The organism is Nocardia sp. CNS-044 (assembly GCF_059570515.1).
On the sequence record NZ_JCANSX010000012.1, the window covers coordinates 247,164 to 263,402 of the forward strand.

The following is a 16,239-nucleotide window of genomic DNA, read 5'->3' on the forward strand; positions in this document are numbered from 1 at the left end:
GACTCCACCTCGCTAGCGCTCGGCTCGGTCGCGAGCGCGGTGCGCGCTGTGTCGATGGTTCGCTCGCTGCGCTCGCTCACGATTACTCGGCAGCCTCGGTAGCGGCCTCGCCCTCGGCCTCTTCCTTCTTGGCCTTCTTCTTCGGGGTGACGGCCTCGGCGACCGGCTCGTTCTCGGCGGCGGCCAGCGCGGCGTTGAACAGGTCCAGCTTGGACGGCTTGGCCGGCTTCACCTTGAGCGTGCCCTCGGCGCCCGGCAGGCCCTTGAACTTCTGCCAGTCACCGGTGATCTCCAGGAGGCGCTGCACCGGCTCGGTCGGCTGCGCGCCGACACCCAGCCAGTACTGCACGCGCTCCGAGTCGATCTCGATCAGCGACGGCTCTTCCTTCGGGTGGTACTTGCCGATGGACTCGATGGCCCGGCCGTCACGACGGGTGCGGGCGTCCGCGACGACGACGCGGTACTGCGGGTTGCGGATCTTGCCCATGCGGGTGAGCTTGATGCGAACAGCCATGCTGATCTGCCTCTTTCAGGTAGTTGGTCACGGCGCGATTCAGCGACCCGCACGGTCTGCGAGCCCGGTTTCGCGCTTGAAGTGTGTGACCGCCGCGCGGTGCGTAACCGGAGACGGGCTGACACTGTCCGGAAGGACGGTGGTCCATTCTGCCAGACCGGTCCGCTCCGCCCGAAATCGCCTCTCGACCTCGATCACCACGGCTCGGTGACGCGGCCAGGGCGACGATACCGGGGGGTTTCGGCCCGAATGCAACGTTTCGCGGCCGCGCCGCAATAACCCGGTCATGGGGATCTTCCGACGCAACACCAGGCGCACCAGTTTCAAGCGCGAGGCCGCGCGTGAGGTGGGCGGCGAGGTCGCGGCGGAAGCGGCGATCAATGCCGCTCCGCTGCTGTTCCGACTCCTCGGCGCGGGGTTGCGCGGCATCGGATCGGCTGTCAACGCGATCCTGAACTGAGCTGCCGGGCGGCCGTACGGGCCGGATCCTCCCCTACCTGCGATGAAATCGCCGCGAATCAGGCGGGGCGGTAGCGCAGCAGCACCACTCCGGAACGGAACGGCTTGCTCTCGACGAGGCGCAGCGCCGGAATCCGCGCACCTTCGTCGAACAGCCGCGCGCCGCGGCCGAGCACGACCGGGTAGACGAACAATCGGTATTCGTCGACCAGCCCGGCCTCGATGAGCTGGTGGGCCAGCGCGATGCTTCCGGTGCAGACGATGTCCTTCCCCGGCCGCTCCTTCAGCGCGCGCACCTCGTCCAGCCCGCGCAGCACCGTGGAGTTCTGCCATCCCGGGTCGTCCATCGAGCGCGACACCACGTATTTCGCCATCTGGTTCAGGTCGTCGGTGATGCCGGTCCGATCGTCGGTCTGCTGCGGCCAGTAGCCGCGCATGTCCTCGAAGGTGACGCGCCCGAACAGCACCGCGTCGCAAGCGGCGGTGTGGGCCATGAGCTCGGCCAGGATGTCGGATTGATCGTCCACCGCGTCGTTGCCGACGGTGAACCGTCCCTCCGTCGCATCGATCACCCCGTCCAGCGTGATGTTCTCCGTCACCACCAGATCCCGCATGGGCCGACCTCCTTGGTACGAAAACGCCTTCCTCACTACCGACGAGACGAGTACGCCGAATTCATCGCACAGGACTGCGCAAGCGAGCCACACACCCTTCATACGCCCCACACAGGCGGTGCCTATGTGCGGCGTATGAAGGGTGTGTGGCTCCAGATCGATCCCCCGCCCGCAGACGATGAAGTCGCCGGTGAGGCCGGAGACTCCGCGGGAGCCGAACTCGCTTGCGAGGTGGTACGCGGTGCGATTGGCCGCGCTCAGCGGTGACCGGTGACGGGGTCCGCGGAGGGGTAGACGCGGCCACGGAGGACGACGTATCCGGGACTACGGAGAGCCGCCGGTGCGACGCGGGGGTCTTCCCGGTAGACGACGAGATCGGCGGGCGCGCCGTGCTCGATGCCCGGCCGACCCAACCAGCTCCGCGCGTTCCAGGAGGCAGCGCCGAGCGCGTCGTGCGCGGACAGGCCCGCGCCGGCCAGCGCGGTGATCTCGTCGGCGATGCGGCCGTGCCGGATGGAGCCGCCCGCGTCGGTGCCCGCGTAGATCGGCACGCCCGCGGCGTACGCGGCGGCGACCGTCTGGCGCACGCGGCGGTGCAGGTCACGCATGTGGGCGGCGTAGACGGGAAACCTGCCCGCGCTGTCCGCGATGGACGGGAAGGTGTCGATGTTGATCAGGGTCGGGACCAGGGCGGTGCCGTTCTCGACCATCATCTCGATGGTCTCGTCGGTGAGGCCGGTGCCGTGTTCGATGCAGTCGATGCCCGCGCCGATGAGCCCGGGCAGCGCGTCCTCACCGAACACGTGCGCGGTGACCCTGGCGCCGTTGGCGTGCGCGGCGTCGATGGCCTCTTTCAGGATGGCGTCGCTCCACAGCGGGCGCAGGTCGCCGACGGAGCGGTCGATCCAATCGCCGACGATCTTCACCCAGCCGTCCCCGAAACGCGCCTGCTCGGCCACGATCTCCGGGAGGTCGCGTTCGTCGTCCAGATCGATACCGAGTTCGCGGATGTAGCGCTTGGGCCGCGCGATGTGCCTGCCCGCGCGGATGATCGTCGGGAGTTCCTCGTGCTCGTCGACGAAGTGCGTATCGATCGGCGACCCGGCGTCGCGCATCAGCAGCACCCCGGCGTCGCGCTCGGTCACCGCCTGGGCGAGTGCGCCCTCGCGGGTCTCGTGCCCGCCGCCGTAGCGGATGCCGACGTGGCAGTGCGCGTCCACCAGCCCCGGCACGATCCACCCTGCGGCGCAGAGGGTTTCGGCTCCCGGCACCGGCTCGAAGGACACCAGCCCGTCGCGCACCCAGAGATCGCGCACCTCGTCGTCCGGCAGAACAACCCCGCGTAGATGCACAGCGACCTCCTCGACGTCCTCGGCTGTCCTCAACGTATCGGCCGCCGAGGGCAGACCGGAGATCGGCCCTCGCACCACCGTCCGCGCCCCGGTGGTCCCCTACTTCTTCGGGAACTTGAGCTTGGACAAGTCGAAACCGTCCAAGCCCGGCGGCAATTCGTTGAGACCGGCGGGCATGTTCGACAGATCGGGCATGCCCGCGGGCATCTGCGGCATCCCCGGCATTCCCATGCCGGGCAGACCGCCGCGCACCTTCGGCGGCGTCGGCCCGCGACCGCCCTTCTTGCCCTTCTTGCCCTTCTTGCCGCCGCCGCGGCGCGAACCGGGCAGGCCCATCTGACGGCCCATCATGGCCATCATCTTCTTGGCCTCGAAGAACCGGTCGACGAGCTGGTTGACCTCGGAGACCGAGACGCCGGAGCCGTTGGCGATGCGCAGGCGGCGGGAGGCGTTGATGATCTTGGGGTTGTCCCGCTCGGCGGGCGTCATGCCGCGGATGATGGCCTGCACCCGGTCCAGCTGCTTGTCGTCGACCTGGGCGAGCACGTCCTTCATCTGGCCCGCGCCGGGCAGCATGCCGAGCAGGTTGCCGATCGGGCCCATCTTGCGGATCGCCAGCATCTGCTCGAGGAAGTCCTCGAGGGTGAGTTCGCCGCTGCCGATCTTGCGCGCGGCCTCCTCGGCCTGCTGCGCGTCGTACACCTGCTCGGCCTGCTCGATCAGGGTGAGCACATCGCCCATGCCGAGGATGCGGCTGGCCATGCGGTCCGGGTGGAAGACGTCGAAGTCCTCGAGCTTCTCGCCGCTGGAGGCGAACATGATCGGCTCGCCGGTGACGTTGCGGACGGAGAGGGCCGCGCCACCGCGCGCGTCGCCGTCGAGCTTGGTGAGCACCACACCGGTGAAGCCGACGCCGTCGCGGAAGGCCTCGGCCGTGTTGACGGCGTCCTGACCGATCATGGCGTCGAGCACGAACAGCGTCTCGTCCGGCTGCACCGCGTCGCGGATGCCCGCGGCCTGGCGCATCAGTTCCTCGTCGATGCCGAGGCGACCGGCGGTGTCGACGATGACCACGTCGTACTGCTTGGTGCGCGCCTCGGCGACACCGGCGCGCGCGACCTCGATGGGGTCGGCGGCGGAGATGCCGAGCGGGTTGTCGCCACCGCCGATCGAGGTGCCGGGATGCGGTGCGAACACCGGCGCGCCCGCGCGCTCGCCGACCACCTGGAGCTGGGTGACGGCGCCGGGACGCTGCAGGTCGCAGGCCACGAGCAGCGGCTGATGGCCCTGGCCCTTCAGCCACTTGGCGAGCTTGCCCGCCAGGGTGGTCTTACCGGAACCCTGCAGACCGGCGAGCATGATCACCGTCGGCGGGGTCTTGGCCAGGTTCAGCCGCCTGGTCTCGCCGCCGAGGATGCCGATCAGTTCCTCGTTGACGATCTTGACGACCTGCTGGGCCGGATTCAGCGCCGCGGAGACCTCCGCGCCCTTGGCGCGCTCCTTGATCTTGGCGATGAAACCGCGCACCACGGGCAGCGCGACGTCGGCCTCGAGCAGGGCCAGACGGATCTCGCGGCACGTGGCGTCGATGTCGGCCGGTGACAGACGCCCCTTACCACGCAGATCCTTGAGGGCACCGGTAAGCCGGTCGGACAGGGATTCGAACACCGATCGCGCTCCTGATCTCGAGTGACGTCAACTTGCTCCCAGCGTAATGGGATCGCCCGCGTGTTCGTGCAGGCGGTGCGTCCTTCGAGCGGCGCGCGAAAGTTATTCGAGTGCGCGGCGGCGTGGTTTGGAAGTCTTGCGGTAATCGTGGTTCTCCAGCCGGACCATGTACGCGGCCTCCCGGCCGGTCAGTCCTAGCTCGAGCGCCAGATCGTCGAGCATCGCCCAGTCCGCGCCCTCCGGCGCGTCGGGCGTGGTGGAAACCGTCGAGGCGATCGTCATCGCGGTCACGGCCTGCTGCGCGGTCAACGTACGGCCAGGCAACCAGGAAACGACCCATCGATCTCCGCCGACACACCGCGCCATATGCGTGGTTTCGTCGCTCGTCATCATCGAAGCCGAAACAACCTCAATTGCCACCGACCTGCTCCCCTCGTGCTCGCGATAGCCAGACGCTCTGATAGTAGGGGTCGCCCGCCCCCGCGGAGAGAAGTTCCAGCAAATCGCGTGCAACGCCGCGGTTCGCATCGCGGCGCGGGCTGTCGAGGGTCAGGAAACGGACGAATCGGCGTCCTCGGTGTTCTTCGGCGCGGGGCGCGGCACCACGTCCAGCACGGCCTTCTCGATGGCGTCGCGGCGTTGCGGCCCATCCTCGGCGCCGAGCTCCAGGCAGAACGCGTCGACCACGGCCGAACCCATGGTCACCACCTTCGCCCAGCGCACGTCCGCGCCGCAGCCCGCGAACGCGGCCGCCAACCGGCTGAGCAGGCCGACGCGGTCCTCGGCGCGCAGTTCGAGGATCACCTGCCCGGGCGTCGCGGTCGACGACCAGATCAGCCGCGGCTGGGCTCGAGCGTAGGGACTCGGGCCCGCTCCGGTCGCTTCGCGTTCGCGCTTGGCGAGCAGCGCGGGCAGATCGAGGTCCCCGGCGATGGCCCTGATCAGCTCCTGGCGCAGCAAACCGGCGTCCGGCGGGTCGCCGAATTTCGGCGAGACGACGAAGGTGTTGACGGCCGAGGAGCCCTCGCCGCCGAGCGCCGCGGAGAGGACCCGGAGCGAATGCAGCGCGAGCACGCCCGCGGCGTCCGAGAGCAGGCCCGGCGCGTCCGGCGCGATCACCGTGGCCACGTAGGTGAACTTGCCCTCGCCCGGCTTCAGGTCGACGTGCACGCCGCCCGCCGCGGCCTTGGCCAGCAGTTCCGGCGCGATGGGCTCGGGCGTCGGCAGTTCGTAGCCCGCCATCACCGTGCGGCAGCGTCGCACCAGGTCACCGATGAGCGAGGCCTTCCAGTCGCCCCAGACGCCGGGGCCGGTGGCCAGCGAATCGGCCTCGGCCAGGGTGTGCAGCAGTTCCAGCAGCTGCGCGTCGCCGTCGAGCGCGTCGACCACGAACCGCACCGTGTCCGGGTCCGCGAGGTCACGACGGGTCGCGGTGTCCGGGAGCAGCAGGTGGTGGCGCACGACGGCGCTCAGGGTGCGCACGTCGGAGGGCCACAGCCCGAGCCTGCGGCCGATGTGGGTGGCCAGTTCGGCGCCGACCACGCTGTGATCGCCCGCGCGGCCCTTGCCTATGTCGTGCAGCAGTGCGCCGAGCAGGAGCAGGTCCGGGCGGGCGACGCGAGTGCTGAGCGCGCTCGCGTAGGCCACCGTCTCCATCAGATGACGGTCGACGGTCCAGGTGTGCAGTGCGTCGCGCGGCGGCAGATCGCGCACCGCGCCCCATTCCGGGAGCAGCCTGCCCCACAGCCCGGTGCGATCGAGCGCCTCGATCGCGTCGATGGCGCCGCGACCCGCGCCGAGCAGCACGAGCAGATCGTTGAGCGCGTCCTTGGGCCACGGCTCGCGCAGTTCCGGCGCGTCCTCGGACAGGCGGTTCAGCGTGGTGGCCGACATCGGCAGCCCGGTCTGCGCCGACGCCGCCGCCACCCGCAGGATGAGCCCTGGATCGCGCTGCGGCCGCGCGTCCCTGGCCAGCACCACCTCGCCCGCGTGTTCGACCACCCCCTCATCGAGTGGTCGTCGCACGGGCATCCGGCGCAGCCGAGCGAGTCCGCGGCGTGGCAGCGCGTTGGCCGCGGTCCGCAGTCCGACGTCGACGGAGTAGCTGACCGTCCGAGCCGAATCGCTGAGCGTGCGCGCGAGATCGAAACGATCGCCGATCCGCAGCGCCGCGCCGATCTCGTCGGCGTCCTGCGCGCGCAACTGATCGCGGGACCGTCCCGCGACCCGATGCAGCTCCGTGCGAACATCCAGCAAACGCCGCTGTGCCTGCTTGACGCCGCCACCGGGCACCTCGGGACCGAGCCCCGGCATGGCGTCGGTCAGCTGGGCGACGGCCAGCGCGTCGAGCAGCTGGATATCGCGCAGGCCGCCGCGCCCGTTCTTGAGGTCGGGCTCGGCGCGGTGCGCGATCTCGCCGCTGCGCTGCCAACGGGCGTGCGCCTGGGCGATCAAGTCGTCGAACCGGTTTCGGATTCCGGTGCGCCACTCGCGGCGCACGCCGCCGATCAGCAGGTTGCTCAACTCCACGTCGCCGACGATGTGCCGCGCCTCGAGCATGCCGAGTGCCGCGATCAGATCGTCGTTGGCGACCCGCAGCGCCTGGGGGACGGTGCGCACGCTGTGGTCGAGTTTGATGTGGGCGTCCCAGAGCGGGTACCAGAGCTGGTCGGCGACCTCGGCCACCCGGGCCGGGTCCACGTCGTCGTGCAACAGCACCAGATCCAGATCCGAGTACGGCAGCATCTCCCTGCGCCCGAGCCCGCCCACGGCCACCACCGCGAGGCCGCTGTCGGCGGTGATGCCGAGTTCGGCGCCCTTGCTGGTGAGCCACAGTTCGAAGAGGTCGACCAGCGCCGACCGGAGGGACTCGGCGTCCAACCGCGGATTGCGCGGCACCCCGCCGTCGAGCAGCTGGTTGCGCGCCGCGACCAGATCGGCGGCCCCGTTGGAGACCCGTTCGCCGTTGCCCTGCTTGCCGTTTCCGCTACTGCTACCCACAACCCACCGCCCGTTCGATGCGTGCGGCCCCGCCCCGACCGGGCTTTCCGGTGGGAGCGGGGCCGCCGCTCATCAGTGTTCGCTTACAGCGCGTCGGTACCGCGTTCGCCGGTCCGCACGCGGATGATCGACTCCACCGGGGTCACCCAGACCTTGCCGTCACCGATCTTGCCGGTGCGGGAGGCCTCGACGATCACCTCGACGACCTTGTCGACCGACGCGTCGTCCACGACGACCTCGACCCGCACCTTCGGCACGAAGTCGACCGAGTACTCGGCACCGCGGTAGACCTCGGTGTGGCCCTTCTGCCGCCCGTAGCCCTGCACCTCGCTGACGGTCATGCCGAGCACGCCCGCCTGCTCCAGCCCGGACTTGACGTCCTCGAGCGTGAACGGTTTGACGATTGCGGTGATCAGTTTCATGTCGTCATGCCTCCTTGACGAGCGAGCGTGCCGTGCCACCCACAGCAGCGAAATCGTATGCGGTTTCCGCGTGCTCGGACTCGTCCAGGCCCACCGACTCGCCCTCGTCCGTAGCGCGCAGACCGATCGTGAACTTCACGATGTAAGCGATCACCGCGGTCGCGACCAGGGAGAACGCAAGCACGGTGAACGCACCGACAGCCTGCAGCTTCAACTGCTCGATCCCACCACCGTAGAACAAGCCTTCGACAGCCGCCGGAGCTTCGGGCGCGGCGACCAGGCCGACCATCAGCGTGCCGACCAGACCACCGACCAGGTGCACGCCGACCACGTCGAGCGAGTCGTCGAAGCCGAACTTGAACTTGAGGCCGACCGCGAGGGCGCACAGCGCACCCGCGACGATGCCGATGGCCAGCGCGCCGACGACGTTCACCGAGGAACAGGCCGGGGTGATCGCGACCAGACCGGCGACGATGCCCGAGGCGGCGCCCAGCGAGGTGGGGTGGCCGTCGCGGATCTTCTCCACCAGGAGCCAGGCCAGCATGGCGGCGGCGGTGGCGATGGTGGTGGTCAGGAAGGTGGCGCCCGCGATGCCGTTGGAGCCGACGGCCGAACCGGCGTTGAAGCCGTACCAGCCGAACCACAGCAGACCGGCGCCGAGCATCACGAACGGCAGATTGTGCGGACGGAACGGCGTCTGCGGCCAACCCTTGCGCTTGCCGAGGATCAGGGCGAGCACCAGACCGGCGGCGCCGGCGTTGATGTGGACCGCGGTGCCACCGGCGAAGTCGATGGCCTTGAGGTTGTTGGCGATCCAGCCGCCCTCTTCACCGGTGTAGCCGTCGAAGGCGAAGACCCAGTGCGCGACCGGGAAGTACACCACGGTGACCCAGATACCGGCGAACAGCAGCCAGGAGCCGAACTTGAGGCGGTCGGCGACCGCGCCCGAGATGAGTGCGACGGTGATGATCGCGAACATCAACTGGAACGCAACGAACACCGACAGCGGAATGGTTCCGTTCAACGGAATCGCGGCCGGGGCCGCCGGATCGGTGGAGGCAAGGTAGCTACCGCCGAAAACGCTCTTCAGACCGAAATACTGCCCCGGGTCGCCGATGAGGTTCGCCTTGTCCTCACCGAAGGTCATGGAGAAGCCGTACAGCGCCCACAGGATGGTTACCAATCCCATGGCGCTGATGCTCATCATGATCATGTTCAGCACGTTCTTGCTGCGGACCATGCCGCCGTAGAAGAACGCGAGTCCGGGTGTCATCAAAAGCACGAGTGCTGAACTCGCCAGCATCCATGCGGTGTCACCGGCGTCCGGCGCGCCGATTACGGGAAATGCCACCTTGAAGTCCTCCTCATCTCGGGCCCAGCCGCCTTCGGCAAATGGACCTGCACAGAAGGGTCGCCATTCGGTGTTTCATCCGTTGAGCTGTCGTGTTTCACCTGGGTGAACGGATAGCGCGGTTGTGTTGCTTCCACGTTTCGCGATGTACACCACGTGTTTGCGGGTCGTTGTGAGCTTTGTTTCGACGCGCCGCGAGGAGGGGTTACCGGCGAGTTCAGCGCCGCAAACTTTCCGTTCACCGACCGTCGCGTCGGAAGTCTCGAGGGCGCGGGCGGAAGTCTCGAGAAAGAACGCCGAGGCGGCCCCGAGTCGAGATCGTCCGCTATCGATTCGCAAACGAGGAACGGCCGAGCGGGTGGTCCGCTCGGCCGTCGAACGACTCCTCGGCTCAGCCGAGCAGAGCGTCCACGAAGGCGCCGGGCTCGAACGGGGCCAGATCGTCCGCGCCCTCGCCGAGACCGACCAGTTTCACCGGGACACCCAGTTCGTGCTGCACCTGGAAGACGATGCCGCCCTTGGCCGTGCCGTCCAGCTTGGTGAGCACCACGCCGCTGATGTCGACGACCTCGGCGAACACCCGCGCCTGCATCAGGCCGTTCTGCCCGACGGTGGCGTCCAGCACCAGCAGGACCTCGTCGACCTCGGCCTTCTTCTCCACCACGCGCTTGACCTTGCCCAGCTCGTCCATCAGGCCGGTCTTGGTGTGCAGGCGGCCCGCGGTGTCCACGAGCACCGCGTCGACGCCGCGCTCGATGCCCGCGCTGACCGCGTCGAACGCGACCGCGGCCGGGTCGGCGCCCTCCTTGCCGCGCACCGTCTCCGCACCGACCCGCTCGCCCCAGGTCTGCAACTGGTCGGCGGCCGCGGCACGGAAGGTGTCGGCCGCGCCGAGCAGCACGCGGCGGCCGTCGGCGACCAGGACCCTGGCCAGCTTGCCGGTGGTCGTCGTCTTTCCGGTCCCGTTGACACCGACGACCAGCAGGATCGACGGATGGTCCGCGTGCGGCAGCGCGCGGATGGAACGGTCCAGTTCGGGGCGCAGCGCCTCGACGAGCACGTCGCGCAGCACGGCCCGGGCTTGGTCGGTGGTGCGCACGCTGCGCGCGGCCAGTTCCTCGCGCAAGCGGGCGACGACGGCGGTGGTGCTCGCGGTGCCGAGATCGGCGAGGACCAGGGTGTCCTCGATCTCCTCCCAGGAGTCCTCGTCCAGGTCACCGCCGCCGAGCAGGCCGAGCAGGCTCTTGCCGACCGCGTTCTGCGAGCGGGACAGGCGGCCGCGGAGACGGACCAGGCGGCCCGCGGTGGGTTCGATCTCCTCGAGCGCGGGTGCGGTCTCCGCGGCGGCCGCGGTGTCCGGCACCGTCGTGGCGGGCTCGGTGAGCGCCGTGTCGGACGGCGGCTGGTCGACCGGGGTCTTCGGCTCGGCCGTCGGGGCGACCGGCTGCTCGACCGGGGCCTGCTCGGTTGGTTGTGTGTCGGTCGGAACTTCTGCGTCCGCTGGGGCCTGTGTGCCCGCAGGCGCCTGTGTGTCGACGGGCGACTGCGTGTCGGCCGGGGCCTGCGTATCGGCTGCTTGCGATTCGGTCTCCGTCGCGGCGGGAGCCTCCGTCGCGTCCGCCTGTTCCGGTTCGACCGGCGCGGTGGTCGGCCCCTCGGGCTGGGTGAGGACATCGCCGTCCGGCAGCGGCACGTTGGTGATGCCGCGCCGCGGCGCGTCGCGCGGAACGGCCGCGTCGTCGCCGACGTGCGGTTGCCCTTCGGTATCGGTTCGCTCCAGGGTCGGTTCCGGGCGTGTCGCGGTGGCCGCGCCGCCCTGACTGAAGCTGAATCCGCCCGCCGCCGTGTAACCGCCCGACCGGTCGGTCAGCTCCTTCTCCGGCTTCGGCGCCGTGATCGAGACGCGGCGGCGCTTGTACAAGACGAATCCGGCGACGAACGCCACCACGAGCAGGGCGGCGACCGCGGCTATCAGAATCCAGGCTTCGGAACTCACGCCGACCATCCTTGCAGAACTCCGCATCGCCGCTGGATAGGGTCGCTCGGCCGCGGTGCGCGAAAGGACGTGCACATAGCACGCCACGCGCGGGGCCCGGACACAGCCCCCGAGATTTCTTGTCCTGCGGAACTTCTCGGGAACTGACAATAGGATCGGCGACGTGACCGATCGAAACGTGCTTGGGGGGCCGCTGGAAGAGTGCGGCACCGATCCTCTGACCGGTTTCTACCGGGACGGCTGCTGCAGCACCGGGCCAGAGGATCTGGGTAGCCACACCGTGTGCACCGTCGTCACGGCCGAGTTCCTCGAACATCAGGCGTCCATCGGCAACGACCTGAGTACGCCGCGCCCGGAGAACAACTTTCCCGGACTGCAGCCGGGCGACCGGTGGTGCGTGGTCGCGGTGCGCTGGTTGCACGCTCACGAGGACGGCGTCGCCGCGCCCGTCGTGCTCGCGGCCACCCACGAGAACGCCCTGGAAGTGATCTCCATGGACATTCTGCGCAAGTACGCCGTCGACGTCCCCGACGACGTGAGCGACCTGTTGTAGCGGTCACACGCCCCCACCGAATCATCCGGCGGTCTCGTTCCCGCCCTGGGATCTCGCCGCGCCGACCACCGGCACAGAAGGGCCATCGATGACGTCCTCGCCTCCGTCGTGCCGGTGACAGCGCCCGGATAGCCGCATCGAACACGACTCGCCCGGCCGCTCTCGTGGCCGACGGGTGGCCGCACGGGGGTACGGGTGATCAGCGTGTGGGCGCCTATAGGAACAGCCCTCGAACCCACAGATCCGCCCGGACACGACGCCCCGGCCGTTCAGCCGATGGCGCGTGCGGCGCGCGAACGGTGCGCCTTCTGCCGACAAGCCGCCGAGCAATAGCGGCGCGGGCGTCCGGCCCCGGGCACGGCCAGTGCCGTCCCGCAGACCGGGCAGCGCGGACTGGCCTCCGTTTCGTTACGAGCATCTGTTTCGTCACGCGACTTCCGAGCGGGGCCGAATTTCGTTACGCCCGCAGCGCTCGGCGTGGCGCGCAGCGCGTCGAGCAGGATGACCACCGCGGGCGCCAGCTCGGCACCGGCAGGCCGATTGCGTTGGATGGCAACGCATCCGGTGAAGACGTCGAGCACATCGGCCACCGCGATGTCGGCGCGGACCGCACCCTGCCGCTGCGCCGCGAGCAGCAGCGCATCGAGCGCGCGGTGGAAACGCTCACCCGCACTGCGCATCAGCGTGCGCGGCCAGCCGTCGTCGGACTGCACCATCTCGCAGAGCGCCTGGTTGCGCGGGGTGGTCGACACCACCTCCGCGCACACCGCGAAGAACGCCGCGCCGGGATCCCGCGCACCGACCCGCTCGGCGGCGAGCCGGGCCAGCCGGTCGACGCGCTGTTGCATGACCGCTTCCAGCAGATCGGTTTTCGTCGGGAAGTGCCGGTAGACCGTGCCCGCGCCGACGCCCGCGCGGCGCGCGACCTCGGCCAGCGTCACCGCGACGCCGCGTTCGGCGAAGGCCCGCTGCGCGGCGGCCAGCACGAGGGCGCGGTTGCGTTGCGCGTCGGCACGCGCCGCGAGGGTGGAGGAGCCGGTGGAGACCGCCATTTCGTTACGCACCTTCCATCGAGCGCCCCGCGAAGCGGGTCGAATCACCCGTAACGTCCGAAAACGGGTCGAGCGACCCGATTCTATCGAGAACGCAGAAAAGGCGAACATGTCCACACAGCACGACCCGATACTCGTCACCGGCGGCACCGGAAAGCAGGGCGGCGCGACCGCCCGGCGACTTCTCGCGGACGGTATTCCGGTGCGCGCCCTGGTGCGCGACCCCGACGCTCCGGCCGCCCGGGCACTGGCCGAGGCGGGCGCGGAGTTGGCGATCGGCGACTTCGACGCACCGGATACTCTGGTGAAAGCCGCGACCGGCGCACGCGGCGTATTCGTTGTTCCCCCAGCGACTTACCGCGCCGACGGCTGGGACGGCGACCTGGAGGCCCAGCGCGGCATCGCACTGGTCGACGCGGCGCGCGCCGCCGGAGTCGACCACGTCGTCTTCGCCGGCATCGCCTCGATGGGAGATGCCAGCGCGTGGGGTGCGCACGGCAAAGAACGCATCGAGCAGGCCGTCGCCGCGGGCGGTCTTCGCTACACCGTGCTGCGCCCGGTCCGATTCATGGAGAACTACCTGCTCCAGGGTTCTCCGGTGGACGGCATCGCCGACGGCGTGCACCGCCACCTGTTCCCGGCCGAGCGGCCGTTGCAGATGATCGCGGTCGACGATGTCGCGATCTTCGCGGCGCTGGCCTTCGCCGACCCGGACCGCTTCCACGGCCAATTCCTCGAATTGGCAGGCGAGGCAATCACTCCCGTCGACGCCGCCGCCGCGATCGCCCGGGCCACCGGGCACCAGGTGCGGTACGAAGAGGTGAGCGAGGCCGAAGCCGCGGCGATCGGGCCCGAGATCCACACGGTGTGGCGGGTGACCAGGGAGACCGGCGGCTGGCGCGCCGACATTCCCGCGCTGCGTGAACTGCACCCAGGCTTGCGAAGCCTCGAGACCTGGCTCGCGTCCGGCGGAGCCGACCGGATCAGGTCGCTGATCGACACCTAGAAGACAAGCGCCCCCGTTGGGGCGAGAAATGTTCTACAGCACCGAGATTCGATCGACCGCTCGCGGCGACACGGCGCCGAAACACCGATAGAGTCATAGCACCTCCACACCGAACGCCAGTGAAAGCCGAGTCGCGATGACCACCACCGTCGCCGAGCGTTTGATCCAACCCGCCCCGATCCGCACCGTGCATGTCGGCCCGCTCCGCGTGACCTACCTGCCCGACGGACTGACCACCATGAACGCGCGCGCCTGGCTGCCCACCGCGCCCGACGGGTTCTGGAACACCCACCGCGAGTACCTCGACGCCGACGCCTTCGTGGGCAGCGTCGGCGGACTGCTGATCGAATACGGCGAACGGGCGATGCTGATCGATGCCGGTTTCGGTCCCCTCACCTTTCGGACCGGTGTCGGGGTCCTGCGCGGCGGCGCGCTGCTGGACAGCCTCGCCCAGGTCGGCCGCGAGCCCGCCGAGATCGAGACGGTCGCCGTCACCCACCTGCACGCCGACCATTTCGGCTGGCTGTGGCAGGCGGCGCCGGGTGCGACCCGGCCGCCGTTCGCGCACGCCCGTGTGCTGATCTCCGAGGTCGAGTGGCACCATCGCGCGCTGGCCGCCGCGGCAGGCACCACCGCGGAGATGCTGGACGTGTTCGCCCATCAGGTCCGCACCGTAGCCGACGGTGACGAGGTCTTTCCCGGTGTGCGGGTGCGGGCGCTGCCCGGGCACACCACCGGGCACACGGGCTTCGTCATCGGTTCCGGCAGTCAGCGGCTGGTCGCGTTCGGCGACGCGCTGCACTCGTCCCTGCAGATCGCCCACCCCGAGCTATCGGCCGTGGCCGATCACGACCCGATGTGCTCGGCCGACGTGCGGCACGGCCTGGTCGAGGAACTCGCCGTACCCGGGACCCTCGGCTACGGCTGCCATTTCGCCGACGTCCAATTCGGCAGCGCCATCCCCGCCACCGCCGGGCGTATGTGGCAACCGCACCGGTTCCCCGCGCCGGATCGGATCCGGTGACAAGAAGACGCACGGGCGTACGACGACCGGCAGTGACGATCCGTTCGTCGACCTGGAATCCGGAGTGGTCAGACTGCTCGCGATCACCGGGGGACCGCCGACTTCCATACGGATGTGACATATCTCCCGAAGAAGAATTCTTCTGGAGGTCGAGTGTTTCAGACTGCGAGAATTGATTCAGGCCGGAAATATCGACACGCCCGATCACAGCCGACCCGAGAGGATCATTCGACTCAATGGTCGATCGACAACCGAGCGCAGAAGACTTCGAAAACGCCGTGGCGATGGCGGTCCGCGCACCGTCGGTGCACAACACCCAACCGTGGCGCTGGCGACTGGATGAAGGTTCCGTCGACCTGTACGCCGATCCCACCAGGCGACTTCCCTCGACCGACCCGACCGGCCGTGCGCTGCTGCTCAGCTGCGGCGCGGCGCTGCACCACCTCCGCGTCGCGCTCGCGTTGCACGGCTGGTCCGCCGAGGTGGACTACCTGCCGAATCCGCTCGACCACGAGCACCTGGCCCGCGTCACGGTCAGCGTCGACAGCCCGTCCCGCGACGACATCGACCTCGGCGCCGCCATTCTGCACCGGCAATCCGACCGCAGGCGCTACTGCGACCGCCGGGTTCCCTTCGGCCGGCTGCGCCAGGTCGCCGAGCGCGCGGTGCCGTTCGGCGCGGTGGCGCGAGTGGTCCCGCCGCCGATGCGCAAGCCGCTCAGCCGCGTGACCCGCGCCGCGGCGGGCAGGCACGCCCGCGATCGCGCCTACCTCGCGGAACTCGCCGCGTGGAGCGGCAGACACGGCACCGCGGACGGCGTCCCCGCCGCCAACACCCCGCGACCGCGCCTCGACGACGACGTCTCGCAGCGCGCCTTCGTCGAGCCGGAACTCGCCGACACCTCGTTCGAGAACGACGGCTCCGAATGGCTGGTGGTCGGCACCGCCGCGGACGACCAGCGTTCCGCACTGCGCGCGGGCGAGGCCGCCAGCGCGTTGCTGCTCACCGCGACCAGTCTCGGCATGGCCAGCTGCCTGCAGACCGAACCGCTCGGCATGGCCGAATTGCGCTCGGCCATCCGCGCCGACGTCCTGCAGGGCTGCGCCCACCCGCAGGCGATGGTCCGCCTCGGCTTCATGCCGACCAGCGTCGCCCCGCTGCCGTTCACCCCGCGCCGCGCGATCGACGAGGTGATCGACGCCCGGATCTCGGCCTGACCAGCGCTATC

General features: G+C 69.6%; 15 protein-coding genes. 5 read left to right on the forward strand and 10 right to left on the reverse strand.

Annotation, left to right across the window (positions count from 1 at the left end):
• Positions 1-82 precede the first annotated feature (82 nt).
• Positions 83-514 carry a 30S ribosomal protein S16 gene (gene rpsP / locus T333_RS31660; protein ID WP_067782140.1) on the reverse strand — a complete coding sequence of 144 codons (432 nt, stop codon included), beginning with the start codon at positions 512-514 and terminating at the stop codon, positions 83-85.
• 286 nt (positions 515-800) lie between these two features.
• On the opposite strand from rpsP, the gene T333_RS31665 reads away from it, so the two are divergent.
• Positions 801-974 (forward strand): hypothetical protein, encoded by a 174-nt coding sequence (locus T333_RS31665; protein ID WP_354999323.1) that lies wholly within the window; start codon positions 801-803, stop codon positions 972-974.
• A 58-nt stretch (positions 975-1,032) separates the two neighbouring features.
• Here the strand turns inward: T333_RS31665 and T333_RS31670 are convergent, their stop codons facing one another.
• The 8 genes from T333_RS31670 to ftsY form a co-directional block, all read right to left on the reverse strand.
• Positions 1,033-1,587, reverse strand: coding sequence for a dihydrofolate reductase family protein (locus tag T333_RS31670; protein ID WP_496426782.1), 555 nt, complete (start codon positions 1,585-1,587; stop codon positions 1,033-1,035).
• Positions 1,588-1,844: 257 nt separating this feature from the next.
• Positions 1,845-2,939 carry an amidohydrolase family protein gene (locus T333_RS31675; RefSeq protein WP_496426851.1) on the reverse strand — a complete coding sequence of 365 codons (1,095 nt, stop codon included), beginning with the start codon at positions 2,937-2,939 and terminating at the stop codon, positions 1,845-1,847.
• A gap of 99 nt (positions 2,940-3,038) precedes the next feature.
• On the reverse strand, positions 3,039-4,607 hold the full coding sequence (ffh, locus tag T333_RS31680) for a signal recognition particle protein (RefSeq protein WP_354999321.1): 1,569 nt from the start codon (positions 4,605-4,607) through the stop codon (positions 3,039-3,041).
• 102 nt (positions 4,608-4,709) lie between these two features.
• Positions 4,710-4,997, reverse strand: coding sequence for a hypothetical protein (locus T333_RS31685; RefSeq protein WP_372508152.1), 288 nt, complete (start codon positions 4,995-4,997; stop codon positions 4,710-4,712).
• A 159-nt stretch (positions 4,998-5,156) separates the two neighbouring features.
• On the reverse strand, positions 5,157-7,607 hold the full coding sequence (locus T333_RS31690) for a [protein-PII] uridylyltransferase (protein WP_357253746.1): 2,451 nt from the start codon (positions 7,605-7,607) through the stop codon (positions 5,157-5,159).
• An 83-nt stretch (positions 7,608-7,690) separates the two neighbouring features.
• A complete protein-coding gene (locus T333_RS31695) occupies positions 7,691-8,029 on the reverse strand; it encodes a P-II family nitrogen regulator (RefSeq protein ID WP_040868325.1) in 339 nt (112 codons plus the stop codon).
• A 4-nt stretch (positions 8,030-8,033) separates the two neighbouring features.
• Entirely contained in the window at positions 8,034-9,332 is a 1,299-nt protein-coding gene (locus tag T333_RS31700) for an ammonium transporter (RefSeq protein ID WP_185757244.1), read from the reverse strand.
• A gap of 439 nt (positions 9,333-9,771) precedes the next feature.
• Positions 9,772-11,385, reverse strand: a complete 1,614-nt coding sequence (gene ftsY, locus T333_RS31705; RefSeq protein ID WP_496426852.1) for a signal recognition particle-docking protein FtsY — start codon at positions 11,383-11,385, stop codon at positions 9,772-9,774.
• A gap of 154 nt (positions 11,386-11,539) precedes the next feature.
• On the opposite strand from ftsY, the gene T333_RS31710 reads away from it, so the two are divergent.
• Positions 11,540-11,929, forward strand: coding sequence for a DUF2237 family protein (locus T333_RS31710; RefSeq protein WP_019048221.1), 390 nt, complete (start codon positions 11,540-11,542; stop codon positions 11,927-11,929).
• A gap of 269 nt (positions 11,930-12,198) precedes the next feature.
• Here T333_RS31710 and T333_RS31715 read toward each other — a convergent pair whose 3' ends face one another.
• Complete coding sequence (locus tag T333_RS31715) at positions 12,199-12,981, reverse strand: TetR/AcrR family transcriptional regulator (RefSeq protein ID WP_496426783.1); 783 nt, start codon at positions 12,979-12,981, stop codon at positions 12,199-12,201.
• Between the two features lie 109 nt (positions 12,982-13,090).
• Between T333_RS31715 and T333_RS31720 the strand changes: the two genes are divergently transcribed.
• The 3 genes from T333_RS31720 (at position 13,091) to T333_RS31730 (ending at position 16,228) form a co-directional block, all read left to right on the forward strand.
• Positions 13,091-13,987, forward strand: a complete 897-nt coding sequence (locus T333_RS31720; protein WP_496426784.1) for an NmrA family NAD(P)-binding protein — start codon at positions 13,091-13,093, stop codon at positions 13,985-13,987.
• A gap of 136 nt (positions 13,988-14,123) precedes the next feature.
• Positions 14,124-15,011, forward strand: a complete 888-nt coding sequence (locus tag T333_RS31725; protein ID WP_357253754.1) for an MBL fold metallo-hydrolase — start codon at positions 14,124-14,126, stop codon at positions 15,009-15,011.
• A 236-nt stretch (positions 15,012-15,247) separates the two neighbouring features.
• Positions 15,248-16,228: an Acg family FMN-binding oxidoreductase gene (locus T333_RS31730; RefSeq protein WP_496426785.1), complete on the forward strand. Its 981-nt coding sequence runs from the start codon at positions 15,248-15,250 to the stop codon at positions 16,226-16,228.
• Positions 16,229-16,239: the final 11 nt, after the last annotated feature.

What these genes read in the sequence shown, in the direction of transcription:
- T333_RS31670 (WP_496426782.1), bottom strand. Translation starts at nt 1,587, where the DNA reads ATGCGGGATCTGGTGGTGACGGAGAACATCACGCTGGACGGGGTGATC.
- T333_RS31695 (WP_040868325.1), bottom strand. Translation starts at nt 8,029, where the DNA reads ATGAAACTGATCACCGCAATCGTCAAACCGTTCACGCTCGAGGACGTC.
- T333_RS31700 (WP_185757244.1), bottom strand. Translation starts at nt 9,332, where the DNA reads ATGCTGGCGAGTTCAGCACTCGTGCTTTTGATGACACCCGGACTCGCG.
- T333_RS31730 (WP_496426785.1), top strand. Translation starts at nt 15,248, where the DNA reads ATGGTCGATCGACAACCGAGCGCAGAAGACTTCGAAAACGCCGTGGCG.
- T333_RS31665 (WP_354999323.1), top strand. Translation starts at nt 801, where the DNA reads ATGGGGATCTTCCGACGCAACACCAGGCGCACCAGTTTCAAGCGCGAG.
- T333_RS31685 (WP_372508152.1), bottom strand. Translation starts at nt 4,997, where the DNA reads ATGACGAGCGACGAAACCACGCATATGGCGCGGTGTGTCGGCGGAGAT.
- ftsY (WP_496426852.1), bottom strand. Translation starts at nt 11,385, where the DNA reads ATGGTCGGCGTGAGTTCCGAAGCCTGGATTCTGATAGCCGCGGTCGCC.
- T333_RS31720 (WP_496426784.1), top strand. Translation starts at nt 13,091, where the DNA reads ATGTCCACACAGCACGACCCGATACTCGTCACCGGCGGCACCGGAAAG.
- T333_RS31715 (WP_496426783.1), bottom strand. Translation starts at nt 12,981, where the DNA reads ATGGCGGTCTCCACCGGCTCCTCCACCCTCGCGGCGCGTGCCGACGCG.
- T333_RS31725 (WP_357253754.1), top strand. Translation starts at nt 14,124, where the DNA reads ATGACCACCACCGTCGCCGAGCGTTTGATCCAACCCGCCCCGATCCGC.
- rpsP (WP_067782140.1), bottom strand. Translation starts at nt 514, where the DNA reads ATGGCTGTTCGCATCAAGCTCACCCGCATGGGCAAGATCCGCAACCCG.